Origin of the sequence: Bradyrhizobium sp. PMVTL-01 (assembly GCF_051861855.1) — a bacterium.
Classification (GTDB): domain Bacteria; phylum Pseudomonadota; class Alphaproteobacteria; order Rhizobiales; family Xanthobacteraceae; genus Bradyrhizobium.
The window spans coordinates 8,104,919-8,126,846 of the sequence record NZ_CP193982.1 but is presented as its reverse complement, the minus strand read 5'-3'; the positions used below and the strand labels follow the sequence as shown (position 1 = coordinate 8,126,846).

Below are 21,928 nucleotides of genomic sequence, written 5' to 3'. Positions count from 1 at the left end.
GGTTCCGACTCCGGCGCCCCACCCGGCGCCTCCAGCCTCCCCACGCGTGCCGGTTGCAAAGACAATCGGATTTGGCGCGGGTCGTCTGCCTCGAAAACCGACTTTTTCCTGTTACGGTAAATAACGGGTTAAGGAATGGGACGCGGGTGTCTTAAAGTTGGGCGGGGGGAACTGAGGGGTGGACGTTGCGTCCGTCCGGTCGCCGAACAACCGCTGTCATGCCCCCCTCTACCCCTTCCCTTCGCGCTTGCCACCCTCGATCGGCACCACCGTGCCCTTGCCGCTCATCGCCGACAGCGCCTCGAGCGCCTCCTCGCAGAAGTCGGCCACCATCTGCTCGTGCCGCGCGCCGAGCTGGAGCAGCAGCAAATTGCCGAGATCGAGCCGGCCTTCCGCGGTGCCGTCCGGAAAGCGCTTCTTCAGGATGCGTTCGTAATTGGCGTGGCGGTCGCGATGGTGCTCCAGGCGGGCCATCAGGTCGGTGCGCATCGGCTCGATGTCGATGCTGTCGAGCGCGTGCAGCCGCACCAGCAGGTCGTCCTTGATGGAGGGGGGCGTGCTCGGCCGCGCGGCCCAGTGCCGCAGCGCTGTTCGCCCTTCCGGAGTGAGCGTATAGATGAGTTTGTTGGGTTTGCCTGACTGCACGACCTCGCGGCCCTGGATGTAGCCGCGGTCGCGCAGCTTGGAGAGCTCGCGGTAGATTTGCTGGTGGTCGGCCTTCCAGAAGAAGCCGATCGAGGAATCGAACGTCTTGGCGAGCTCGTAGCCCGTCATTGGCCGTTCCGTCAGGCATGCGAGGATTGCGTCGCCCAGTGCCATGACTGGCCTCCTTCTTCGACCTTGACCAACTCACTTGACTTTATGCGCATCGGCGCATATGCGTCAATGTGCATATGAGGCGGCTTGAGGGAGGGCAAAAGACCCACCCGAAAACCCGGCGGAATCAACCTGCTCGCTACTGTGCATGGGGTTGTTTTCGCTTTTTTGCCAAGGCTCCTGGAAAGCCCTTTAGGGAGGACCCGAGAATGACCGGCCTCGATTCCTGGTACGCCTACATGAAGTCTCATGACCGCACCGCGCTCTGGGACCTGCTGCATCCTGACGCCGTGTTCGAAAGCCCCGTCGTGCATTCGCCGCAGCGCGGCCGCGACATCACCTTCAAATACCTTTCCAGCGCCGAGAAGGTGCTCGGCGGTCCCGGCTTCACCTATGTCGGCGAATGGAAGAGCGCCCATGGCGCCGTGCTCGAATTCAAGAACACGATCGACGGCATCGAGATCAATGGTGTCGACATCATCACCTTCGATACCGAGGGACGCATCACGCACTTCAAGGTGATGGTGCGCCCGCTCAAGGCGATCAACATGCTGCACCGCCTGATGGCGGAGCAGCTTGCCGCCACCCAATCATAAGCCCAACATCATCCCTAAAAGGCCTGCCGGGAGAACGCCATGCCGATCTACAAAGCCCCCGTCGAAGACGTGAACTTCCTGCTCAACGACGTCTTCCAGATCGACCGCTACGACAACCTCGCCGGCTTCTCCGATGCGTCGAGCGACGTGCGCGAGGCGATCCTCGGCGAAGCCGCCAAGCTCGCCGAAGAGGTGCTGCAGCCGCTGAATCGCGTCGGCGATCTCGAAGGCTGCAAGCGCGCGGACGACGGCAGCGTCACCACGCCGAAGGGATTCAAGGACGCGTTCAAGCAGGTCGCCGAAGGCGGCTGGCTCGGCCTGTCGGCGCCGACCGAGTTCGGCGGCCAGGGCCTGCCGGTGACGCTCTCCCAGGCCGTCAACGAATTCCAGATCTCCGCCAACATGGCGTTCTCGATGTATGGCGGCCTCACCATGGGCGCGACCGCCGCGCTGCTCGTTCACGGCTCGCCGGAGCAGAAGAAGACCTATGTGCCGAAGATGATCGCGGGTGAGTGGACCGGCACCATGAACCTGACCGAGCCGCATTGCGGCACCGATCTCGGCATGCTCCGCACCAAGGCGGTGCGCCAGGCCGACGGCAGCTTCAAGATCACCGGCACCAAGATCTTCATCTCGGCCGGCGAGCACGACCTGGCCTCCAACATCATCCACCTCGTGCTCGCCCGCATCGAGGGCGCGCCCGCCGGCATCAAGGGCGTGTCGCTGTTCGTGGTACCGAAGTTCCTCGTGAATGCCGACGGTTCGGTCGGGCAGCGCAACGGCGTCGTCTGCGGCTCGATCGAGCACAAGATGGGCATCCACGGCAACTCCACCTGCGTGATGAACTACGACGACGCCACCGGCTGGCTGATCGGCGAAGAAAACAAGGGCATGCAGGGCATGTTCGTGATGATGAACGAGGCCCGCCTCGGCGTCGCCGTGCAGGGCCTCGCGCAGTCCGAGGTCGCCTATCAGAACGCGGTCGCCTATGCCCGCGAGCGCATCCAGGGCCGCGCGCTCACCGGCGCCAAGGCGCCGGACAAGGCGGCCGACCCGATCATCGTGCATCCCGACGTGCGCCGCACGCTGCTCTCGATCCGCGCCTTCAACGAGGCCGCGCGCGCCTTCGTGATGTGGACCGCGCTGAAGAGCGACGTCGCCCACCACTCCGAAGATCCGAAGGACCGCCAGGCCGCCGACGACCACATGGGCCTGATGACCCCGGTGCTGAAAGGCTTCCTCACCGATTACGGTTTTGCCAACGCGGTGCAGGCGCAGCAGATGTATGGCGGCCATGGCTACATCGCCGAGCAGGGCATGGAGCAGTTCGTGCGCGATGCACGCATCGCCATGATCTATGAAGGCGCCAACGGCATCCAGGCGCTCGACCTCGTCGGCCGCAAGCTGCCGCGCGACGGCGGCCGCGCCATCATGGCGTTCTTCGGCGAGGTCATGGCCTTCGCCAGGGAGAACGGCGGCGACGAGGCGATGAAGCCTTTCATCACCCCGCTCTCGACTTCGCTCGGCCATCTCCAGCAGGCCACGACATGGCTGATGCAGAACGCGATGATGAAGCCGGACAATGCCGGCGCGGCGGCGACCGACTACATGCATCTCTTCGGCTTCGTCGCGCTCGGCTACATGTGGGCGAAGATGGCGAAGGTCACCCAGGCCAAGATTGCCGAGAGTGGAGCCACGCCCTATCTCTCGACCAAGCTCGTCACCGGCCGCTTCTTCATGGAGCGGATGCTTCCGGAGACCGCGGCCAATCTCGCGCGCATCCAGTCCGGCTGCGCGACCATCATGGAACTGCCGGCTGAGGCGTTCTGAGAATTCCTTCGCGTCAACGACAATCCCGATCGCGTCGCGGTCGTCACCAATAACTGCAATCAGGAGGCTCCCATGGCAGATGCCTATATCTACGACCACGTCCGCACCCCGCGCGGCCGCGGCAAGCCAGACGGCGCGCTGCACGAAGTCACCGCGCTTGCGCTCGCCACCGTGCCGCTGAAGGCGCTGAAGGACCGCAACAACCTGCCGGAGGACTCGGTCGACGACGTCGTGCTTGGCGTGGTCGATCCCGTCGGCGAGGCCGGCTCCGACATTGCCCGCTTCGCGGCGCTGAAGGCAGGTCTCGGCGAAGCCGTGCCCGGCGTGCAGATCAGCCGCTTCTGTGCCTCCGGCCTCGATGCCGTGAATTTTGCCGCCGCGCAGGTGATGAGCGGCCAGCATGAGCTCGTCATCGGCGGCGGTGCCGAATCCATGAGCCGCGTCGGCATCGGCGCCTCCGGCGGCGCCTGGCCGATGGACCCCTCGATGGCGGTGCCGGCCTATTTCATGCCGCAGGGCGTGTCGGCCGATCTGATCGCGACCAAATACGGTTTCTCGCGCGACGACGTCGACGCCTACGCCGTCCAGAGCCAGCAGCGCGCGGCTAAGGCCTGGGACGAGGGCCGCTTCAACAAGTCCGTGGTGCCGGTGAAGGACATCAACGGGCTCACCATTCTCGCCAAGGACGAGCACATGCGTCCCTCGACGACGATGCAGTCGCTGGCGCAGCTGCAGCCGTCGTTCACGATGATGGCGCAGATGGGCGGCTTCGACAGTGTCGCGGTGCAGTCGCACCCGGAGATCGAGCGCGTCAACTACGTGCATCACGCCGGCAACTCCTCGGGCATCGTCGACGGCGCCGGTGCCGTGCTGCTCGGCAGCAAGGAGGCGGGTGCCAAGTACGGCATGAAGCCGCGTGCAAAAATCCGCGCCTTCGCCAATATCGGCTCGGAGCCGGCGATGATGCTGACCGGTCCGGTCGACGTCACCGAAAAGCTGTTCGCGCGTTCCGGCATGAAGAAGTCGGATATCGACCTGTTCGAGCTCAACGAGGCCTTCGCCTCGGTGGTGCTGCGCTACATCCAGGCCTTCGACATCGACAACGCCAAGATCAACGTCAATGGGGGCGCCATCGCGCTTGGCCATCCGCTCGGGGCAACCGGCGCGATGATCCTCGGCACCGTGCTCGACGAGCTCGAGCGCACCAATAAGTCCACCGCCCTGGTCACGCTGTGCATCGGCGGCGGCATGGGCACCGCGACGATCATCGAGCGGGTGTAAGCGTAGGGAGCAACCACCATGTCGTACAAGAACTTCAAGGTTGAGACCGATTCCGACGGCATCGCGCTCGTTACCTGGGACATCCCCGCCCGTTCGATGAACGTGCTCGACGAGACCTCGACCAGCGAGCTCGACGCGATCGTCAAGGCGACCACGGCCGATGCCGCGGTGAAGGGCGTCGTCATCACCTCGGCGAAAGAGGCGTTCTGCGCCGGCGCTGACCTCTCCATGCTCGAAGGCATGAACCAGGCCTACGCAAAAGTGTTCAAGGAGCAGGACGAGACCGCGGCGAACCAGATGCTGTTCGACCAGAGCCGCCGCTTCTCGCAGGTGCTGCGCTCGATCGAAACATCAGGCAAGCCGTGGGCGGCCGCGATCAACGGCCTCGCGCTCGGCGGCGGCTTCGAGATCACGCTGTGCTGCCACTATCGGGTCGCGGCCGAAAATCCCAAGACCCGCCTTGGCCTGCCCGAGGTCAAGGTCGGCCTGTTCCCCGGCGCCGGCGGTACGCAGCGCGTGCCGCGTCTGGTGCCTCCGCAGGATGCGATGACGATCCTGCTCAAGGGCGATCCTGTCACGGTCGAGAAGGCCAAGGCGCTGAATTTGATTCACGCCATCGTTCCCGCCGCCGACCTCATCAAGGCCGCGAAGGAGTGGATCAAAGGCGGCGGCAAGGCAGTCGCGCCCTGGGACGAGAAGGGCTTCAAGCTGCCCGGCGGCCCGGTGTTCTCAAAGGCCGGCATGATGATGTTCCCGGCGGGCAACGCGATCTATCGCCGGGAGACCTACGACAACTATCCGGCCGCGCGCGCGATCATGAGCTGCGTCTATGAGGGCCTGCAGCTGCCGATCGACGCGGCGCTCCGCGTCGAGTCGCGCTACTTCACCTCGGTGCTTCGTTCGAAGGAAGCGGCCGCGATGATCCGCAGCCTGTTCCTGTCGATGCAGGAGCTCAACAAGGGCGCACGCCGTCCGAAGGACGTCCCCGCAACCAAGGTGAAGAAGATCGCCGTGATCGGCGCCGGCTTCATGGGCGCCAGCGTCGGCTACGTCTCGGCCCGCGCCGGCCTCGACGTCGTCCTGATCGACCGCGACCAGGAAAGCGCCGACAAGGGCAAGGCGCATGCGCAGAAGGTGATTGAAGAGCAGATCAAGAAGGGCCGTGCCAAGGCTGATGATGCCGAGAAGCTGCTCGCGCGTATCACGCCGACCGCGGACTATGCGGCGCTGAAGGACGTCGACCTCGTCATCGAGGCCGTGTTCGAGGACCGCAAGGTCAAGGCCGAGACCTTCGCCAAGGCGCAGGAATATCTGAAGCCGGACGTGATCTTCGCCTCGAACACCTCGACGCTGCCGATCACCTCTCTTGCTGAATCCTTCAAGGACCAGGGCAAGTTCGTCGGCATCCACTTCTTCTCGCCGGTCGAGAAGATGATGCTGGTCGAGATCATCCTCGGCAAGAACACCGGCGATGTCGCGCTGGCGACCGCGCTCGACTACGTCCGCCAGATCGGCAAGACGCCGATCGTGGTCAACGACTCCAGAGGCTTCTTTGCCAATCGCTGCGTCGGCCGTTACGTCGCCGAAGGCAACGAGATGTTCCTCGAAGGCGTGCCGCCGGCGATGATCGAGAACTGCGCCAAGATGGCCGGCATGCCGGTCGGCCCGCTCTCGCTCTCGGACGAAGTCGCGCTCGACCTCGGCCTCAAGATCATGAAGGCGACGGAAGCCGATCTCGGCCCCAACGCCATCAATCCCGATCAGAAGAGGCTGATGGTGGAGATGGTCGAGAAGCAGGGCCGTCTCGGCCGCAAGAACAGCAAGGGCTTCTACGACTACCCCGAGAAGGGCAAGGGCTCGAAGAGCCTGTGGCCGGGCCTCTCCGCGCTGCAGCCGAAGCAGCTCGACCCCGATACGCTCGATATCGAGGAACTGAAGCAGCGCTTCCTGGTGGTGCAGGCGGTGGAAGCCGCGCGCACGGTGGAGGACAACGTCATCACCGATCCGCGCGAGGCGGATGTCGGCTCGATCCTCGGCTTCGGCTTCGCGCCGTTCACCGGCGGCACGCTGTCCTATATCGATTTCATGGGCACGAGGAAGTTCGTCGAGCTCTGCCACAAGCTGGAGGCGAAGTACGGCTCGCGCTTCACCCCGCCGAAGCTGCTCGAGGAGATGGCCGCGAAGGGTGAAACCTTCTACGGGCGGTTCGCGCCGAAGAAGGCGGCAGCTGCCTGATGGCAGACGGGCTGCGCATTCGAATCGGAAAGGCCGGGTCAGCGATCCGGCCTTTTCTTTTGCGCGTCCTCTCGGTTGCATCAGATTTGTTCCAGGTTGTGGAACCGCTCACAGAATCTGTGTAGGAACCGTGCCAGAGTCCCCGCTGCCGCGGCGCGCCCAATTGCCATGGGCGCGTCAAAGCGGCGCCGTTCTTTTGCTCGGCCTTGGCACTAGTCTTGCTGCGGGTCAGGGTCACGAATGGCGTTGGGATACTTGCCGATCCTTCGGCAAGCGAAAACGAATAGAAAGTTACCCTTGATGAACTCCGTGGTGCTGCGGAAGACCGCGCTCGGTCGCGGTCATGCCGTGAAATATGCTGTTGCGTCCGCAACTGACCGAATCTCATCGCAGCAGAAGCCGGCGCGTCTGCGCCGCAGGGGCCCGGCGCTCTGGGCCGGGCTGGTGTTACTTTTGTTGGCGGCGGATTTTTTCCTGGCCTATCTCGCCTGGCTCGCCGTCGACTTCGTCATGAGGTGAGACCGCGCGAGCGTGCAGCAGATACGATGCCGCGAAGTAGGCGAGCTGGGAGGCGACAAGACAGATGGCGACGACGGTCACGCCTCCCACCATCCCGAAATCGTACACGCGAAGAACAATTGCCGAGACAATCGCGATCAACGGGGAGATCACGACCAGCGCCCAGATCCTGAAAACGCGGCCGGTCGCTATTCCCACCAACGCACTCGCAACGATCAGGACGACGGCAATCGTCAACTTCAACTCCGGTGAGAGTGCAATATTCTTCAATCAATGCGCCAAGCTCGTCCTCTTTCCGGGTGCTGACAAGACAGCACCGCTTACATTTGGCGAACAGTAGTAGTTCATAAGTATATGGTACGATGATCCGGCGCCATGGCACGCCGAGCATCGCGAGCGGCGCGCCGGCGGCGGGTCGTGAGGACGATCAAGTTCCTGGGGGCAACTGTCTCGCGCAGATGATCCTTCGACGCCGCTGCCGATCGAATGGTTCGCATGAAAAAAGGCCGGATCCTCGATCCGGCCTTTTCGCATGTCGCCTCTTGCGCGCGTCTATTTCGCCTGCGCGAGCCCTTCCTTTTTCAGCGCCTCCTGCACCTGCGGCCGGGCGGCGACGCGGGCCTTGTAGGCGGCAAGGTGCGGCATTGCCGACAAGTCGAACTTCATCCGGTCGGCCCAGGTCAGCATCGTGAAGAGATAGCCATCGGCGACCGTGAACTGCTTGCCCATCAGGTAGTCGCGATCGGCGAGCTGGCTGTCGATGTATTTCAGCTTGCCCATGACACGGTCCTTGAAGAACGCCTTGGCCTCGTCGTTCAGGGCGGGGGCGAACATCGGGCCAAAACTCTTGTGCACCTCGGAGGTGAGGAAGTTCAGCCATTCGAGCAACTTGTAGCGCTCGGCGCTGCCATGGGCCGGCGCCAGCGCCTTGGCGGAAGCCTGATCGGCGATCATCTGGACAATCACCGGGCCTTCGGTCACGATCTCGCCGCTGTCGAGGCCCAGCGCAGGGACCTGGCCCTTGGGGTTCAGCTTCAGATAATCCTCACCATTTTCGAGCTTCTTGGCCCGGATATCGACCTTGACCAACTCGTAGGGCAGGCCGGCTTCCAGGAGCGCGATGTGGGGGGACAGGGAGCAGGCCCCGGGCGAATAATAGAGCTTCATGGAATTTCCTCCTCTTGACGCTTGGCTATGGCGAAGGAACGCCTACATGCACCTGCATGCAATAGTCAAGATTGATGCAGGTGCATCGAGTGGGGTAAGAGACGGGCGACGAGCTTGAGCGGGACCATGAAACGCAAACCATCGACCGAGGCAACCTCCGCCTGGATCCGCCTGATGCGGGTGCAGAGCCGCGTGCTCGACTGCGTCGAGCAGGACCTGAAGAAGGCGGGATTCCCGCCGCTGGCCTGGTATGACGCGCTGCTCGAACTGTCGCGCGCGCCTTCCGGAGAGCTGCGGCCGGTGGAACTCGAGCGTCAGATGCTGATCCCGCAATACTCCACCTCGCGTCTGATCGACCGCCTGGTCGACGAGGGGCTCGCCTCCCGGCGCGAATGCAAGATGGACAAGCGCGGCCAGTTCGTGGAGATCACCGAAGCCGGTCGCGAACTGCAGAAGCGCATGTGGGGCGCCTATTCCGCCGCGATCGAGAAATATGTCGGCTCGAAACTGTCCGATGCCGACGCCGTCAAGCTCAGCGGTCTGCTCGACCGGCTGGGCTGCTCGTGCGGCGAGATGAAGCTGCCGCCCGTCGCGACCGTCAACGAAAGCACGCCCACGCGATGATCGCGCGGCAACCAGCACGTCCGCGCACCCGGTGGGTTCGCGGACGATCCCCTTCACCCCGCGCGCATTCGGTCGAAGCGCCTTTGATTAGAGTTTGATATGGCGCGAGACCAGATCGATATGACGCCGCTGCAGTCGCGTGACGAGCTCGTCGCGTGGTTCGAGGCCGGCTGCAAGGACCCGTCCGAATTCCGGATGGGCACGGAGCACGAGAAGACGCCGTTCACGCTCGAAGACCACCGTCCGGTGCCCTATGAGGGCGCGCGCGGTATCGGCGCGCTGCTCGAAGGCATGAAGCTCCTGCTCGGCTGGGAGCCGATCATGGAGAAGGGCAACATCATCGGCCTCTACGACGTCACCGGCGGCGGCGCGATCTCGCTTGAGCCGGGCGGACAGTTCGAGCTCTCCGGCGCGCCGGTGGAGAACGTGCACCAGACCCAGAGCGAGCTGATGGCGCACCTCGCCCAGGTGCGCGAGATCGCAACCCCGCTCGGAATCGGCTTTCTCGGTCTCGGCATGACGCCGTCCTGGTCGCGCTCCGACATTCCGGTGATGCCCAAGGGCCGCTACAAGATCATGACCAATTACATGCCGAAGGTCGGCCAATACGGCCTCGACATGATGTACCGGACCTGCACGGTGCAGACCAATCTCGACTTCTGCTCCGAAGCCGACATGGTCAAGAAGCTGCGCGTGTCGCTCGCGCTCCAGCCGGTCGCAACCGCGCTGTTCGCCAACTCGCCGTTCACCGAAGGCAGGCCGAACGGCTTCCTCTCGTTCCGCTCCGAGATCTGGCGCGACACCGACAATGCCCGCGCAGGCATGATGCCGTGGGCGTTCGAGGACGGCATGGGCTTCGAGCGCTATGTCGACTACGCGCTCGACGTGCCCATGTATTTCGTCAAGCGCGGCGAGGAGTACATCGACGTCTCGGGCTCTTCGTTCCGCGCCTTTTTCGACGGCCGCAACAACAACCTTCCCGGCGAGCGCCCGACGCTGTCGGACTGGGCCAACCATCTCTCGACGATCTTCCCGGAAGTGCGGCTGAAGCGCTACCTCGAGATGCGCGGCTCCGACGGCGGGCCGTGGGGGCGGCTGCCGGCGCTGCCGGCCTTCTGGGTTGGGCTGCTCTATGACGATGTGTCGCTGGATGCCGCATGGGACATGGTGAAGCACTGGGGCGCGCATGAGCGCCAGGCTCTGCGCGACGACGTGCCGCGCTTCGGCTTCAAGGCACGGATCAAGGACCGCTATCTGTTCGAGATCGCCAAGGAATGCCTCGTTCTGGCACATGCGGGCCTGCGCCGGCGCGGCCGGATCGATCAGCTCGGCCGCGACGAGACCCGGCATCTCGAGCCGCTCGACCGCATCATCGATTCCGGCCGGACACCGGCCGAGGAAATGCTCGAGAAGTTCAATGGCCCCTGGAAGGGCTCGGTGGAACCGGCCTACGCGGAATACGCCTTCTAATTCATACGCGACGACCAGGATTCAGGCCGTTCATCGCCCATACAGGTTTGCGGCGATCAAATGATCGGCTGAAAAACCTGAGCGTCGTCAATAACTCGAAAGCTGTTCCGATGGGGAAGGGCCGCCTGTCCCGGGGCGTCATGGCCAGCGTCGTGGCATGCGTCACGCTGCTTTCGCTCGTATTCACGGGCGTGCCGGCGCGCGCCCAAACGGCGTTCGACCGGCCCGGCGGCGACTATTTCAGCACGGCGGTCACCTCGGGCGACCCCGAGGATTGCGCGCTGCTGTGCGAGCGCGACCGCAAGTGCCGTTCCTGGAGCTTCAGCTATCCCGACATCGACGGCGCCGCGGCCGTGTGCTGGCTCAAGAACACCGTGCCGGCGCGCGTGCCCGGCAATTGCTGCATCTCCGGCGTCCGCGGCGCCGGCGTGATCGAGCCGCGCGTCGAGGGCGTGGAGACGTCGATCGATCGCCCCGGCGGCGACTTGCGCAATTTCGAGCTCAAGGACGGCGAAAGCGTCGAGGCCTGCAAGGCCGCCTGCACCGCCGACAACAAATGCCGTGCCTTTACCTACGCCCGCCCTGGCTATACCGGCCGCGAGGCGCGTTGCTTCCTGAAAAAGGAAATCAAGCCGCCGCGCCGCAAGGCAGGGGTCACGTCGGGTGTGGTGCGGTAGAACGCAGCTCTCCTCGCCGTCATTGCGAGCGCAATGACCAGGAGGATCAGGCGGCTCACTCCGCCGCGATCACCGTGAGCTCCGGCCATAGCGCCTTCCATCGCGCGGCCTTCGCCGCGTAATTGGGCGCGGAAAAATTCAGTGCCCGATTGGGCCGCACGATCAACCTCGCGACGTCCTCGAATCCATGCGGCGCATAGACGTCGAGACGCTCGTCAGCGGGCCGGATACCCAACTGTGTGTTCTCCGTGAGGAACCGGTGGATGCCGTCGGTTGAGCGCGTTAACGGCGGATAGGGCAGGCCGTGCTTGTCGGGATACCACAGATGCACGCGCGCCTGGTTGCGAATCTCGATCTTGGCGCCGAGAGGCGCCAGGCGCGCCTGCAGCTTGCGGATCACCGCGTCCTCCGCTTCCCATGATGTATCGGGATCGAAATAGAACACGTCGTAGTCGGCAATACCGTGATCGATGGCGCGGCCCGTGAGCACGTTCCACACCGTCTGCACCAGGCAACCTGCGACCAGCCATGCATCGGGCAGTGCGAGACGATGAAGTTCGTCGACGATTGCCGCGTTGATCGGATTTCGCAGGGCGAGAGCGAGGAATTCGTCTTTGCTCACATCCTACGATCCCCGCTCAATGCACGGCGGTGAAGAACCGCGCGAGCCTGAAGCCGGACAGCCAGGTCCACACCGGCTGGCTGCGCACGCCGAGATCCCAGGAGCCGACCACGGCGTCGGCGCGCCCGATCAGATTGTCGACCGGCAGGAGTCCGACGCCGCCGGAGCGCAGCGGCACGCGGCTGTCCGCGGAGTTGTCGCGGTTGTCGCCGAGCACGAAGAGATGGCCTGATGGCACCGTCACCTCGGGCGTGTTGTCGAGCGGGCCGTTGTCGCGCATCTTGAAGATCAGGTGCGAGACGCCGTTCGGCAGGGTCTCGACATAGCGGTAGGCCGGCTCGCTGCCGCCATTGTCGTCCTCGGCAGAACCGACGCCGTCAGGCTTCAGCTCGGCCGGACGGTCGTTGATGAAGAGCTGGCCCTGCCGCATCTGGATGCGGTCCCCGGGCAGACCCACGACGCGCTTGACCCAGGCCTGCGAGCGATCGCCAGGCCAGCGGAAGACGACGACGTCGCCCTGCTTCGGCGTCTCCGCGAAGACACGGCCACTCTCGGGCAGGTTGATCTGGATCGGCAGCGACGAGGTGCCGTAGCCGTACGGGAATTTCGAGGCGAGCAGCGCGTCGCCGATCAGCAGCGTCGGCTCCATCGAGCCCGACGGTACGTAGAACGGCTCGGCGAGCGCACCCTTGGCGATGAACACGGCGGCAACGATGCCGGCGAGCTGAACGATCTGCCCACCCCACCCGCTGCTCTTGCGCTTGGCGGGGACGGTTACCTTGTCGACACTCATGCGCCTGTTCCACCCACGGTGATGCGTTCCATCAGAAGCGACGGCTGACCGACGCCAACAGGCACGCCCTGGCCGTTCTTGCCGCAGGTGCCGATGCCGGTATCGAGCGCGAGGTCGTTGCCGATCATGCGGATGCGATGCAGATCGGTGGGCCCGTTGCCGATCAGCATGGCGCCCTTCAGCGGCGCGCCGATCTTGCCGTTCTCGATCTTGTAGGCCTCGGTGCACTGGAACACGTATTTGCCCGAGGTGATGTCGACCTGGCCGCCGCCGAAATTCGCGGCGAACACGCCGTTCTTCACTGAGCTAAGGATCTCGGCCGGATCGCGGTCGCCGGCGAGCATGTAGGTATTGGTCATGCGCGGCATCGGCACATGAGCGTAGCCCTGGCGGCGGCCGTTGCCGGTCGGCTTCATGTTCATGAGGCGCGCGTTCTGGCGGTCCTGCATGTAGCCGACCAGGATGCCGTCCTCGATCAGCACGGTACGGTTGGTCGGCGTGCCCTCGTCGTCGATCGAGAGCGAGCCGCGGCGCGAGGCAATGGTGCCGTCGTCGACCACGGTGACGCCCTTGGCCGCGACCTGCTGGCCCATCAGGCCCGCAAACGCCGAAGTCTTCTTGCGGTTGAAGTCGCCTTCGAGGCCATGGCCGACCGCTTCATGCAGCATCACGCCGGGCCAGCCGGCGCCCAGCACGACATCCATCTCGCCGGCGGGCGCCGGAATCGATTCCAGATTGACCAGCGCCTCGCGCAGCGCGCCGTCGGCGGCATCGCGCCAGTTCTTGCTCTCGATGAATTCGGCATAGCCGGCGCGCCCGCCATAGCCCTTGCTGCCGCTCTCCTGGCGGTCGCCCTGGCCGGCCACGACGGAGATGTTGACGCGCACCAGCGGACGGATGTCGCGATAGCTCTCGCCGTCGGGCCGCAGGATCTCGACGACCTGCCAGGTCGCGCCGAGGCTGACGCTCACCTGCCGCACCCGCGGATCCTTGTCGCGTAGATAAGCGTCGATCTCGGCGAGCAGCTTGACCTTGGTCTCGAAGCCCGGGGCATCGAGCGGATTGTCGTCACTATAAAGCCGCACGTTGGTATGCGCCGGCGGGGCGGCAAAGCTGCCGGAATAGCCGCCGCGCACGGCCGCGACCGCGTCGGCGGCGCGAATCAGCGCCGGCAGCGACACGTCGGAGGAATGCGCGTAACCGACCGCGTCGTCCTTGACGGCGCGAAGCCCAAAACCCTGCGAGGTATCGTAGGTCGCCTGCTTCAGCCGCCCATTGTCGAACATCAGCGCTTCGGTCTGGCTGTATTCCAGGAACAGTTCACCGTCATCGGCGCCGGCGAGCCCGCGCCCGACCTCGTTGCGAACCTGGTCGCGGTCGAGATTGGCACGGTCGAGCAGGGAGGTTGTGGCGGGGTTGGTCATCGATCACCCATTGTCGGAGAGATGTCGGGCAAGATAATGGCTTCCCGGCCGTTCGGCGAGAGGGCGGACCGTCACATTACCGAAACGACATGATTGAAATCATTGCCATATCTGAAGCCCAGATCGAAGCCCCGGTCCATCACCGTCACCCCCCGCAACGGCGGAGCCGTTCTCGCTGGAAGTGCTCGCCTCTCCGGCGACTTCGCATCGCATGCGCGCCTCGGGATGACGGGACTGGTAACGGGCTTCAGGCCCTACGGCAGCTTGTCATAGCCCTCGCCGAGCCCGTTCAGGCTGAGCGGGAAGCCGATGCCTTCTTCCGGGGTCTCGAAGATGATGAAGGTGGCGGTCTTGGCGTTGCGGAGCTGGCCGAGCAGCTTGTCGTCCATGACCACCTCGGCGACGCAGCCATTGGGCAGGCAGCGCACGAAGCCGGCGCGGCCGACGTCCTGGTTGTCGAGCTTGAGGCCGAGGCCGGAGGGCAGGAGCACGCCGAGCGGGGCGACCACGCGCATCAGGCGGCTCTTCTGGTCGGCGGTCTTGAGCACGATCACGGTCAGGCCGGCATTGGAGCGGTCCTCGGCCACCACGCTCTGGATCAGGGCGCATTGCTCGGCCTGGGCGCCCGGCGGGGTGTCGCAGCGGATCTGCCAGTCGCCATGGACGGAGCGCACCGCGCCCTGCGCATGGGCAAGGCCCGGAAGGGCCAGGAGGACGACCGCAGCCAGCAGGGCTGCCAGCGCCTTGAAGCCGCCGTTAGCCTGTCTTGCCATGCATCTCGAAAGCCCCATCGGGGTCGGTCCCTCTGCTTGCTTGGGTCGCTTGCGCGGGTGGACTGAAATGACGGCGTCTTGAAGGCAATTCCCAAGCAAATTCTGCGCCGCCGAGGCCGCCGCCGCCGGCACGAATCAGGTTCCTGTGCGGCCGTCCGCAAGTGCCTACAGCGGGCAATGCCGCTGTCAAGCCACGGCATCCCGGGAAACGGTATTTTGTCTGATCTTACTAGGAAATATCTTGCGGGTGATCGCTGGCAGCCGGGGCTCAAGACTGCATTGCGATAGATCAAGAATTATGGTTTGAGAGGCTTGATTTCGGCGTTCTAGCGATCTGGCCCCAATTCCTCTTAGAGGTATTCTTGAGCGGCGGTTTGTCAGACGGACGGATCGAATAAGCGTTTCCCGGAAGCAGGGGAATGCACTTGGGGTGATTTCGTAAGGGGAGCGCGAACGGCATGAGGATGTCGATGGGCCGGGTAGGCCGGCATTTGCTGGGATTGGCCGTTGCTGGCCTGACGCTGGCGACGGGCGGCGCGGCATTTGCCGAGCTTGGGCAGCCGGCGCCGTGGGAGTGGACGCTCCAGCAGTCCGGCTCGCCGGTGATGGACAACATCGTCTGGTTCCACAACTTCCTGTTCGTGCTGATCACCCTGATCACGCTGTTCGTCCTGGCGCTGCTGATCGTCGTGGTCGTCAAGTTCAACGCGAGGGCCAATCCGGTGCCGTCGCGGACCACCCACAACACGCTGATCGAGGTGGTGTGGACCCTGGTTCCGGTGCTGATCCTGGTCGGCATCGCAGTGCCGTCGTTCCGCCTCCTTTTCCTGGAGCTCGACATTCCGAAGGCGGACCTGACGGTGAAGGCGACGGGCAAGCAGTGGTACTGGTCGTATGCCTATCCTGATAACGGCAAGTTCGAGTTCGACTCGCTGATGGCCCAGGACAAGCAGCCCCGCCTGCTCGGCGTCGACAACGAGATGGTGGTGCCGGTCAACAAGGTAGTTCGTGTTCAGGTGACCGGAGCCGACGTCATCCACGCCTTCGCGCTGCCCGCGTTCGGCGTCAAGATCGACGCCATCCCGGGCCGGCTGAACGAGACCTGGTTCAAGGCCGCCAAGACCGGCATGTTCTACGGCCAATGCTCGGAGCTGTGCGGCAAGGATCACGCCTTCATGCCGATCGCGATCCGCGTGGTCAGCGACCAGGAGTTCGCCTCCTGGGTCGAGACGGCGAAGAAGAAGTTCGCGAGCGGCGGCACCAGCACCTACGCCTCGGCGGCCGGCCCGGCGCAGTAAGCGCCGGGTCGAGGCTCGAGGGGACCGAAAGCGAGATAAAAGGGCGGGACCTCCAAAGGTCCGATTGGGACGCAAGGCAGGATTTGAAAATGGCAACGAGCGCAGCGGCACACGGCGATCACGCGCAAGACCACGGACATGACCACGAGCACGCCCATCCGACCGGATGGCGGCGCTACGTCTATTCGACCAACCACAAGGACATCGGCACGATGTACCTGATCTTCGCGGTCATCGCCGGCATCATCGGTGCCGCGATGTCGATCGCGATCCGGGCCGAGCTGATGTATCCGGGCGTGCAGATCTTCCACGAGACGCACACCTACAACGTCTTCGTGACCTCCCACGGCCTGATCATGATCTTCTTCATGGTCATGCCCGCGATGATCGGCGGCTTCGGCAACTGGTTCGTGCCGCTGATGATCGGCGCGCCCGACATGGCGTTTCCGCGCATGAACAACATTTCGTTCTGGCTGCTGCCGGCCTCCTTCGCGCTGCTCTTGATGTCGACCTTCGTCGAGGGCGAGCCGGGCGCCAACGGCGTCGGCGCCGGCTGGACCATGTACGTTCCGCTGTCGAGCTCCGGCCATCCGGGCCCGGCCGTCGACTTCGCGATCCTGTCGCTGCATCTGGCGGGCGCCTCGTCGATCCTCGGGGCCATCAACTTCATCACCACCATCTTCAACATGCGCGCACCGGGCATGACCCTGCACAAGATGCCGTTGTTCGTGTGGTCGATCCTGGTGACGGTGTTCCTGCTGCTGCTGTCGCTGCCCGTACTCGCCGGTGCGATCACCATGCTGCTCACCGACCGCAATTTCGGCACGACCTTCTTCGCGCCGGACGGCGGCGGCGACCCCGTGCTGTTCCAGCACCTGTTCTGGTTCTTCGGTCACCCCGAAGTGTACATCCTGATCCTGCCCGGCTTCGGCATGATCAGCCAGATCGTCTCCACCTTCTCGCGCAAGCCCGTGTTCGGCTATCTCGGCATGGCCTACGCCATGGTCGCGATCGGCGGCATCGGCTTCGTGGTGTGGGCGCACCACATGTACACGGTCGGCATGTCCTCGGCGACCCAGGCCTATTTCGTCGCCGCCACGATGGTCATCGCGGTTCCGACCGGCGTCAAGATCTTCTCGTGGATCGCGACGATGTGGGGCGGCTCGATCGAATTCCGCGCGCCCATGATCTGGGCGGTGGGCTTCATCTTCCTGTTCACCGTCGGCGGCGTCACCGGCGTCGTGCTTGCGAATGCCGGCGTCGACCGCGTGCTGCAGGAGACCTATTACGTCGTCGCGCACTTCCACTACGTGCTGTCGCTCGGCGCGGTGTTCGCGATCTTCGCCGGCTGGTACTACTGGTTCCCGAAGATGTCGGGCTACATGTACAACGAGACGCTGGCGAAGGCGCACTTCTGGGTCACCTTCGTCGGCGTCAACCTGGTGTTCTTCCCGCAGCACTTCCTCGGCCTGTCGGGCATGCCGCGCCGCTACGTCGACTATCCCGACGCGTTCGCCGGCTGGAACCTGGTCTCGTCGCTCGGCTCCTACATCTCCGGCTTCGGCGTCTTGATCTTCCTCTACTGCGTGATCGACGCCTTCATGAAGAAGGTGCCGGCGGGCGCCAATCCCTGGGGTGCGGGTGCGACCACGCTGGAGTGGACGCTGCCCTCGCCGCCGCCGTTCCACCAGTTCGAAGTGCTGCCCCGCGTGCAGTAATCGATCTGTCGCGGCGCCCGTGACGGGCGCCGCGGCTCTATAACGAAGCGAGTTGAATTAAGTGTCCGTTCTCGACCACAACGCCGTCGACATCGATCCGCGCATCTCCGAAGCGGAGGTTGCCGACTACATCGCGCTGCTCAAGCCGCGGGTGATGTCGCTGGTGATCTTCACCGCGCTGGTCGGAATGGCGATGGCGCCCGGGCATTTCCATCCCGTGCTCGCGATCACCTCGCTGCTCTGCATCGCCGTCGGCGCCGGCGCCTCCGGTGCGCTCAACATGGCGCTCGAAGGCGACATCGACGCCAAGATGTCGCGCACGGCCAACCGGCCGATTCCGCGCGGCCGCATCACCCGTCCGGAGGCGATGGCGTTCGGAGCCACGCTCGCTTTCTTCTCGGTGATGACGCTCGGCATCCTCGTCAACTGGATCGCAGGCGCGCTGCTCGCCTTCACCATCTTCTTCTACGTCGTGATCTACACGATGTGGCTGAAGCGCTGGACCGCGCAGAACATCGTGATCGGCGGCGCCGCCGGTGCCCTGCCGCCGGTGGTGGCCTGGGCCGCGGTCACGGGCACGGTCGACGTCGAGCCGCTGCTGCTGTTCGCCATCATCTTCTTCTGGACCCCGCCGCATTTCTGGGCCCTGGCGCTGTTCCGCTCCGACGATTACGCGCGCGCCGGCATTCCGATGCTGCCCAACGTCGCCGGCCCCGACGCGACGCGTCTGCAGATCCTGCTCTATACCGTCGTGCTGATCGCGGTTGCCGCCGCGCCCTGGGCGCTCGGCTATTTCGACGCCGTCTATGGCGTGGTCTCGCTGATCCTCGGCGCCGGCATGCTGGTGCTCGCGATCAACGTCTATCTGCGCCGCGAGCGCAGCCAGTCGCTGCGTGCGACGCGGAAACTGTTTGCTTTCTCGATCCTGTATCTGTTCGCGCTGTTCGCGACCCTGCTGGCCGAGGTCGTGTTCCGGGCGCTTGCTCCGATGGTCGGGGGCGCATGAGGCAGGAATGGCTGACAAACCCGAGCCAGATGGAATCGTCCTCACCGAGGCGCAGAAGAAAAGCCGTCGTCAGCGCTCCATTGCCATTGCTCTGGCGCTCGGCGTCCTCGTGGTGCTTTTCTTCGCCGTCACCTTGGTCAAGGGACCGGCGGTGCTAGTCCGGCCGATGTAGGAAATATGGATCAAGAGCCGACCATATCGCGCGACGTCAGCGCCAAGCCGGCCAGGGGCCGTGCCAAGGGCCGCGGGCTGGGTCGTGATGTGGTGGTTGCGTCCATCTGCGGCGGCGTGGTCGCGCTGATGGTCGGTGCCTCCTACGCGGCGGTGCCGTTCTACAACTGGTTCTGCCGCGCCACCGGCTTCAACGGCACGACGCAAGTCGCGACCTCCGCACCCGCGACCGGTCCGATCGCACGGAAAATTGCAGTGCGCTTCGATTCCAACGTTGCGCCCGGCCTGCCCTGGAAGTTCGAGCCCGAGCAGAACGAGATCGAGGTCAATATCGGCCAGGTCGTGACTGTCTTCTACACGGTCACCAACCTGGCTGCGCGCACCACCGCAGGGCAAGCCGCCTACAACGTCGCGCCGCTGACGGTCGGCTCCTACTTTCAGAAGATCAATTGCTTCTGCTTTACCGAGCAGACCATGGCGCCGGGCGAGAAGCGCGAGATGCCGGTCGTGTTCTACGTCGATCCCTCGATCGCCGACGACCGCGAGAACGACGGGCTCGGCACGATCACACTGTCCTACACATTCTATCCGGTGAAGGATCCGGTGGTGAAGCCGCTGGCATCGGGCGAAGCCGACAAACGCAAGGGAAATCTCTGACCGCCGTGCTCACGCCCGGAAGGTTGGACGCAAGGGGATAAGTGCCTGATAGGCACGGGATTGAGGAGAGAGACGGACATGGCTACGGCGCAAGGCAAGCATCACGACTATCACCTGGTCGATCCCTCTCCCTGGCCCGCCGTCGGTTCGCTCTCGGCCTTCATCATGGCGGTCGGCGCGATCGCCTGGATGCACCACATGTTCGCGGCCGCCCCGATCGTGTTCGGCGTCGGCACCGTCGGCGTGCTCTACACCATGGCGAGCTGGTGGGGCGACGTGATCAAGGAAGCCCAGTACAAGGGCGACCACACCCGGGTCGTGCAGCTGCATCACCGCTACGGCATGATCCTGTTCATCGCCTCCGAGGTGATGTTCTTCGTCGCCTGGTTCTGGGCCTATTTCAATGCGGCGCTGTTCCCGGCCGACGCCGTCCACGCCACCCGCGACGCGGTGTTCGGCTGCGGTCTCGGCACCCAGGCCGGCGCCTGCGCGGTCCCCGGCACCTGGCCGCCCCACGGCATCGAGACCTTCGATCCCTGGCACCTGCCGCTCCTGAACACGCTGATCCTGCTGACGTCGGGCACCACCGTGACCTGGGCCCACCACGCGCTGCTCGAGAACGACCGCCAGGGCCTCAAATACGGCCTGATCCTCACCGTCGTGCTCGGCGCGCTCTTCACCTGCGTGCAGGCCTATGAGTACAGCCACGCGGCGTTCTCCTTCGCCGGCAACGTCTATGGCGCGACCTTCTTCATGGCGACCGGCTTCCACGGCTTCCACGTGCTGGTCGGCACCATCTTCCTGATCGTGTGCCTAGCGCGCGCCTATGCCGGCCACTTCACGCCGAAGCAGCATCTCGGCTTCGAATTCGCCGCCTGGTACTGGCACTTCGTCGACGTGGTCTGGCTGTTCCTGTTCCTCTGCATCTATGTGTGGGGACACGGTGCCGAGACCATGGCTCACGGCGCGCACTGAGCTGTGATGGATTGATTGGAAAGGGCGGCCGCAGGGCCGCCCTTTCGCTTTCCGGCCGCCGCAAGATTCAGCGGAAAATGTGATAAGGCACGCCATCATGAACGACACCGCCGGTCCGTCCGAGCCCAAAACCACCGTCCTGCAAAGCGCGTTGCGCGGGCTTGCCTGCAAATGTCCGCGCTGCGGCCAGGGCAAGCTCTATGCGGGCTTCCTCAACCTCGCCCCGGCCTGCGATCGCTGTGGCCTCGACTATGCCTTCATCGATTCCGGCGATGGTCCGGCGATCTTCATCATCATGCTGGCCGGCGCCATCGTCGTCGGCTGCGCGCTCGTCGTCGAGGTCAAGTATCAGCCGCCGTTCTGGCTGCATGCGGTGCTCTGGCTGCCGCTGATCCTCGCCACCACGCTGCTGCCGCTGCGCTCGATGAAGTCGCTGCTGATCGCACTGCAGTTCCACCACAAGGCGGCGCCCGGCCGGCTGATCGACCGCGCGAAATGAGAGAGACTGCGCGCAAGCCTCGCGTGGCCGGCTTCGCACTGTTCACGCTGGTCCTGACCGCGACCTTCGTCGCGCTCGGCGTCTGGCAATTGCAGCGCCGGACCGCCAAGCACGAGCTGATCGCGGCGCTCACCGAGCGGCTGGCCGCAGCGCCCGTTGCGCTGCCGCCGGCTGCACAATGGGCGGCGCTGAATCCCGCCCGCGACGAATTCCGCCGTGTCAGCTTCACCGCGACCTATGCCCCGCTGCCCGACGCGATGGTCTATTCGTCCGGGTCGGCCGTCCGCAAGGACGCTTCAGGTCCTGGCACCTGGGCCTTCGTGCCGGCGCGGCTTGCGACCGGCGAGATGGTCGTGATCGATGCGGGCTTCGTCGAGAACACGATGCAGGACCGCAGCGTCGAGGACCGTGCGGTGAAGAAGCTCGTGACCGGGCAACCGGTCGCGCTCACCGGCTATCTCCGCTTTCCCGAGGCACCTGGCTGGATGACGCCGGAGGCGAATCGCGACAAGCGGCTGTGGTTCGTGCGCGATCATCTCGCGATCGCAAGCGCGCTTCATTGGGGCGCGGTGGCGCCGTTCTATGTCGACCTCGAGCAGCCGGTGCCCGAGAACCGCATTCCGCGGCCAGGCCCGCTCGACGTGCATCTGAAGGACGATCATCTGCAATACGCCGTCACCTGGTTCACGCTTGCGGGCGCGGTGCTGATTGCCTTCGGCGTCTGGATGCGCGCCCGGCGCGAAGGTTAATGGCGCCCGTAGGTTCCCGGACAGGATC

At 64.7% G+C, this 21,928-nt stretch carries 22 protein-coding genes; 15 read left to right on the top strand and 7 right to left on the bottom strand.

Annotation, left to right across the window (positions count from 1 at the left end):
- Nucleotides 1-228: 228 nt before the first annotated feature.
- Nucleotides 229-819, bottom strand: coding sequence for a PadR family transcriptional regulator (locus ACRQ5Q_RS39170; RefSeq protein ID WP_439371593.1), 591 nt, complete (start codon nucleotides 817-819; stop codon nucleotides 229-231).
- A 206-nt stretch (nucleotides 820-1,025) separates the two neighbouring features.
- Between ACRQ5Q_RS39170 and ACRQ5Q_RS39165 the strand changes: the two genes are divergently transcribed.
- The 4 genes from ACRQ5Q_RS39165 (at nucleotide 1,026) to ACRQ5Q_RS39150 (ending at nucleotide 6,758) form a co-directional block, all read left to right on the top strand.
- Nucleotides 1,026-1,412, top strand: a complete 387-nt coding sequence (locus ACRQ5Q_RS39165) for a nuclear transport factor 2 family protein (RefSeq protein WP_439371592.1) — start codon at nucleotides 1,026-1,028, stop codon at nucleotides 1,410-1,412.
- A 39-nt stretch (nucleotides 1,413-1,451) separates the two neighbouring features.
- A complete protein-coding gene (locus tag ACRQ5Q_RS39160) occupies nucleotides 1,452-3,242 on the top strand; it encodes an acyl-CoA dehydrogenase C-terminal domain-containing protein (protein WP_439395128.1) in 1,791 nt (596 codons plus the stop codon).
- Nucleotides 3,243-3,314: 72 nt separating this feature from the next.
- Complete coding sequence (locus ACRQ5Q_RS39155) at nucleotides 3,315-4,523, top strand: acetyl-CoA C-acetyltransferase (protein WP_439395126.1); 1,209 nt, start codon at nucleotides 3,315-3,317, stop codon at nucleotides 4,521-4,523.
- 18 nt (nucleotides 4,524-4,541) lie between these two features.
- On the top strand, nucleotides 4,542-6,758 hold the full coding sequence (locus tag ACRQ5Q_RS39150; RefSeq protein WP_439395124.1) for an FAD-dependent oxidoreductase: 2,217 nt from the start codon (nucleotides 4,542-4,544) through the stop codon (nucleotides 6,756-6,758).
- A gap of 447 nt (nucleotides 6,759-7,205) precedes the next feature.
- Here the strand turns inward: ACRQ5Q_RS39150 and ACRQ5Q_RS39145 are convergent, their stop codons facing one another.
- Nucleotides 7,206-7,514, bottom strand: a complete 309-nt coding sequence (locus tag ACRQ5Q_RS39145) for a hypothetical protein (RefSeq protein ID WP_439395123.1) — start codon at nucleotides 7,512-7,514, stop codon at nucleotides 7,206-7,208.
- A 315-nt stretch (nucleotides 7,515-7,829) separates the two neighbouring features.
- A complete protein-coding gene (gene gstA / locus ACRQ5Q_RS39140; RefSeq protein WP_439371587.1) occupies nucleotides 7,830-8,444 on the bottom strand; it encodes a glutathione transferase GstA in 615 nt (204 codons plus the stop codon).
- 126 nt (nucleotides 8,445-8,570) lie between these two features.
- Between gstA and ACRQ5Q_RS39135 the strand changes: the two genes are divergently transcribed.
- From ACRQ5Q_RS39135 to ACRQ5Q_RS39125, 3 genes are all read left to right on the top strand, one after another.
- Nucleotides 8,571-9,068 (top strand): MarR family winged helix-turn-helix transcriptional regulator, encoded by a 498-nt coding sequence (locus tag ACRQ5Q_RS39135; protein WP_439371586.1) that lies wholly within the window; start codon nucleotides 8,571-8,573, stop codon nucleotides 9,066-9,068.
- Nucleotides 9,069-9,167: 99 nt separating this feature from the next.
- Complete coding sequence (locus tag ACRQ5Q_RS39130) at nucleotides 9,168-10,538, top strand: glutamate--cysteine ligase (RefSeq protein WP_439371585.1); 1,371 nt, start codon at nucleotides 9,168-9,170, stop codon at nucleotides 10,536-10,538.
- A 110-nt stretch (nucleotides 10,539-10,648) separates the two neighbouring features.
- Nucleotides 10,649-11,215: a PAN domain-containing protein gene (locus ACRQ5Q_RS39125; RefSeq protein WP_439395121.1), complete on the top strand. Its 567-nt coding sequence runs from the start codon at nucleotides 10,649-10,651 to the stop codon at nucleotides 11,213-11,215.
- Nucleotides 11,216-11,270: 55 nt separating this feature from the next.
- Here ACRQ5Q_RS39125 and ACRQ5Q_RS39120 read toward each other — a convergent pair whose 3' ends face one another.
- The 4 genes from ACRQ5Q_RS39120 to ACRQ5Q_RS39105 all read right to left on the bottom strand — a co-directional run bounded on the left by ACRQ5Q_RS39120 (nucleotide 11,271) and on the right by ACRQ5Q_RS39105 (nucleotide 14,845).
- Nucleotides 11,271-11,837, bottom strand: coding sequence for a nucleotidyltransferase family protein (locus ACRQ5Q_RS39120; RefSeq protein ID WP_439371583.1), 567 nt, complete (start codon nucleotides 11,835-11,837; stop codon nucleotides 11,271-11,273).
- Nucleotides 11,838-11,853: 16 nt separating this feature from the next.
- Nucleotides 11,854-12,630 carry a signal peptidase I gene (lepB, locus tag ACRQ5Q_RS39115; RefSeq protein WP_439371582.1) on the bottom strand — a complete coding sequence of 259 codons (777 nt, stop codon included), beginning with the start codon at nucleotides 12,628-12,630 and terminating at the stop codon, nucleotides 11,854-11,856.
- Nucleotides 12,627-14,054 (bottom strand): metalloprotease TldD, encoded by a 1,428-nt coding sequence (gene tldD / locus ACRQ5Q_RS39110; RefSeq protein WP_439395119.1) that lies wholly within the window; start codon nucleotides 14,052-14,054, stop codon nucleotides 12,627-12,629. The genes lepB and tldD overlap by 4 nt, the downstream gene beginning before the upstream one ends.
- 254 nt (nucleotides 14,055-14,308) lie before the next feature.
- Nucleotides 14,309-14,845 (bottom strand): invasion associated locus B family protein, encoded by a 537-nt coding sequence (locus ACRQ5Q_RS39105; protein ID WP_439371580.1) that lies wholly within the window; start codon nucleotides 14,843-14,845, stop codon nucleotides 14,309-14,311.
- Between the two features lie 440 nt (nucleotides 14,846-15,285).
- Here ACRQ5Q_RS39105 and coxB point away from each other — a divergent pair, with 440 nt between their 5' ends.
- The 8 genes from coxB (at nucleotide 15,286) to ACRQ5Q_RS39065 (ending at nucleotide 21,900) form a co-directional block, all read left to right on the top strand.
- Nucleotides 15,286-16,125: a cytochrome c oxidase subunit II gene (gene coxB / locus ACRQ5Q_RS39100; protein WP_439371579.1), complete on the top strand. Its 840-nt coding sequence runs from the start codon at nucleotides 15,286-15,288 to the stop codon at nucleotides 16,123-16,125.
- An 89-nt stretch (nucleotides 16,126-16,214) separates the two neighbouring features.
- Nucleotides 16,215-17,843: a cytochrome c oxidase subunit I gene (ctaD, locus tag ACRQ5Q_RS39095; RefSeq protein WP_439371578.1), complete on the top strand. Its 1,629-nt coding sequence runs from the start codon at nucleotides 16,215-16,217 to the stop codon at nucleotides 17,841-17,843.
- Between the two features lie 61 nt (nucleotides 17,844-17,904).
- Nucleotides 17,905-18,849, top strand: coding sequence for a heme o synthase (locus ACRQ5Q_RS39090; protein WP_439395117.1), 945 nt, complete (start codon nucleotides 17,905-17,907; stop codon nucleotides 18,847-18,849).
- Nucleotides 18,850-18,856: 7 nt separating this feature from the next.
- On the top strand, nucleotides 18,857-19,021 hold the full coding sequence (locus ACRQ5Q_RS39085) for a CoxF protein (protein WP_439371576.1): 165 nt from the start codon (nucleotides 18,857-18,859) through the stop codon (nucleotides 19,019-19,021).
- A 5-nt stretch (nucleotides 19,022-19,026) separates the two neighbouring features.
- Nucleotides 19,027-19,677 (top strand): cytochrome c oxidase assembly protein, encoded by a 651-nt coding sequence (locus ACRQ5Q_RS39080; RefSeq protein ID WP_439395115.1) that lies wholly within the window; start codon nucleotides 19,027-19,029, stop codon nucleotides 19,675-19,677.
- 78 nt (nucleotides 19,678-19,755) lie between these two features.
- Nucleotides 19,756-20,652: a cytochrome c oxidase subunit 3 gene (locus ACRQ5Q_RS39075; RefSeq protein WP_080133478.1), complete on the top strand. Its 897-nt coding sequence runs from the start codon at nucleotides 19,756-19,758 to the stop codon at nucleotides 20,650-20,652.
- 97 nt (nucleotides 20,653-20,749) lie between these two features.
- Complete coding sequence (locus tag ACRQ5Q_RS39070) at nucleotides 20,750-21,151, top strand: DUF983 domain-containing protein (RefSeq protein WP_439371574.1); 402 nt, start codon at nucleotides 20,750-20,752, stop codon at nucleotides 21,149-21,151.
- Nucleotides 21,148-21,900, top strand: a complete 753-nt coding sequence (locus ACRQ5Q_RS39065) for an SURF1 family protein (RefSeq protein ID WP_439395113.1) — start codon at nucleotides 21,148-21,150, stop codon at nucleotides 21,898-21,900. The genes ACRQ5Q_RS39070 and ACRQ5Q_RS39065 overlap by 4 nt, the downstream gene beginning before the upstream one ends.
- The last annotated feature ends 28 nt before the right edge of the window (nucleotides 21,901-21,928 follow it).

Coding starts and splice junctions, on each gene's coding strand:
- ACRQ5Q_RS39170 (WP_439371593.1), bottom strand. CDS start 819: ATGGCACTGGGCGACGCAATCCTCGCATGCCTGACGGAACGGCCAATG.
- ACRQ5Q_RS39165 (WP_439371592.1), top strand. CDS start 1,026: ATGACCGGCCTCGATTCCTGGTACGCCTACATGAAGTCTCATGACCGC.
- ACRQ5Q_RS39160 (WP_439395128.1), top strand. CDS start 1,452: ATGCCGATCTACAAAGCCCCCGTCGAAGACGTGAACTTCCTGCTCAAC.
- ACRQ5Q_RS39155 (WP_439395126.1), top strand. CDS start 3,315: ATGGCAGATGCCTATATCTACGACCACGTCCGCACCCCGCGCGGCCGC.
- ACRQ5Q_RS39150 (WP_439395124.1), top strand. CDS start 4,542: ATGTCGTACAAGAACTTCAAGGTTGAGACCGATTCCGACGGCATCGCG.
- gstA (WP_439371587.1), bottom strand. CDS start 8,444: ATGAAGCTCTATTATTCGCCCGGGGCCTGCTCCCTGTCCCCCCACATC.
- ACRQ5Q_RS39135 (WP_439371586.1), top strand. CDS start 8,571: ATGAAACGCAAACCATCGACCGAGGCAACCTCCGCCTGGATCCGCCTG.
- ACRQ5Q_RS39130 (WP_439371585.1), top strand. CDS start 9,168: ATGGCGCGAGACCAGATCGATATGACGCCGCTGCAGTCGCGTGACGAG.
- ACRQ5Q_RS39125 (WP_439395121.1), top strand. CDS start 10,649: ATGGGGAAGGGCCGCCTGTCCCGGGGCGTCATGGCCAGCGTCGTGGCA.
- lepB (WP_439371582.1), bottom strand. CDS start 12,630: ATGAGTGTCGACAAGGTAACCGTCCCCGCCAAGCGCAAGAGCAGCGGG.
- tldD (WP_439395119.1), bottom strand. CDS start 14,054: ATGACCAACCCCGCCACAACCTCCCTGCTCGACCGTGCCAATCTCGAC.
- ACRQ5Q_RS39105 (WP_439371580.1), bottom strand. CDS start 14,845: ATGGGGCTTTCGAGATGCATGGCAAGACAGGCTAACGGCGGCTTCAAG.
- coxB (WP_439371579.1), top strand. CDS start 15,286: ATGAGGATGTCGATGGGCCGGGTAGGCCGGCATTTGCTGGGATTGGCC.
- ctaD (WP_439371578.1), top strand. CDS start 16,215: ATGGCAACGAGCGCAGCGGCACACGGCGATCACGCGCAAGACCACGGA.
- ACRQ5Q_RS39085 (WP_439371576.1), top strand. CDS start 18,857: ATGGCTGACAAACCCGAGCCAGATGGAATCGTCCTCACCGAGGCGCAG.
- ACRQ5Q_RS39080 (WP_439395115.1), top strand. CDS start 19,027: ATGGATCAAGAGCCGACCATATCGCGCGACGTCAGCGCCAAGCCGGCC.
- ACRQ5Q_RS39075 (WP_080133478.1), top strand. CDS start 19,756: ATGGCTACGGCGCAAGGCAAGCATCACGACTATCACCTGGTCGATCCC.
- ACRQ5Q_RS39070 (WP_439371574.1), top strand. CDS start 20,750: ATGAACGACACCGCCGGTCCGTCCGAGCCCAAAACCACCGTCCTGCAA.
- ACRQ5Q_RS39065 (WP_439395113.1), top strand. CDS start 21,148: ATGAGAGAGACTGCGCGCAAGCCTCGCGTGGCCGGCTTCGCACTGTTC.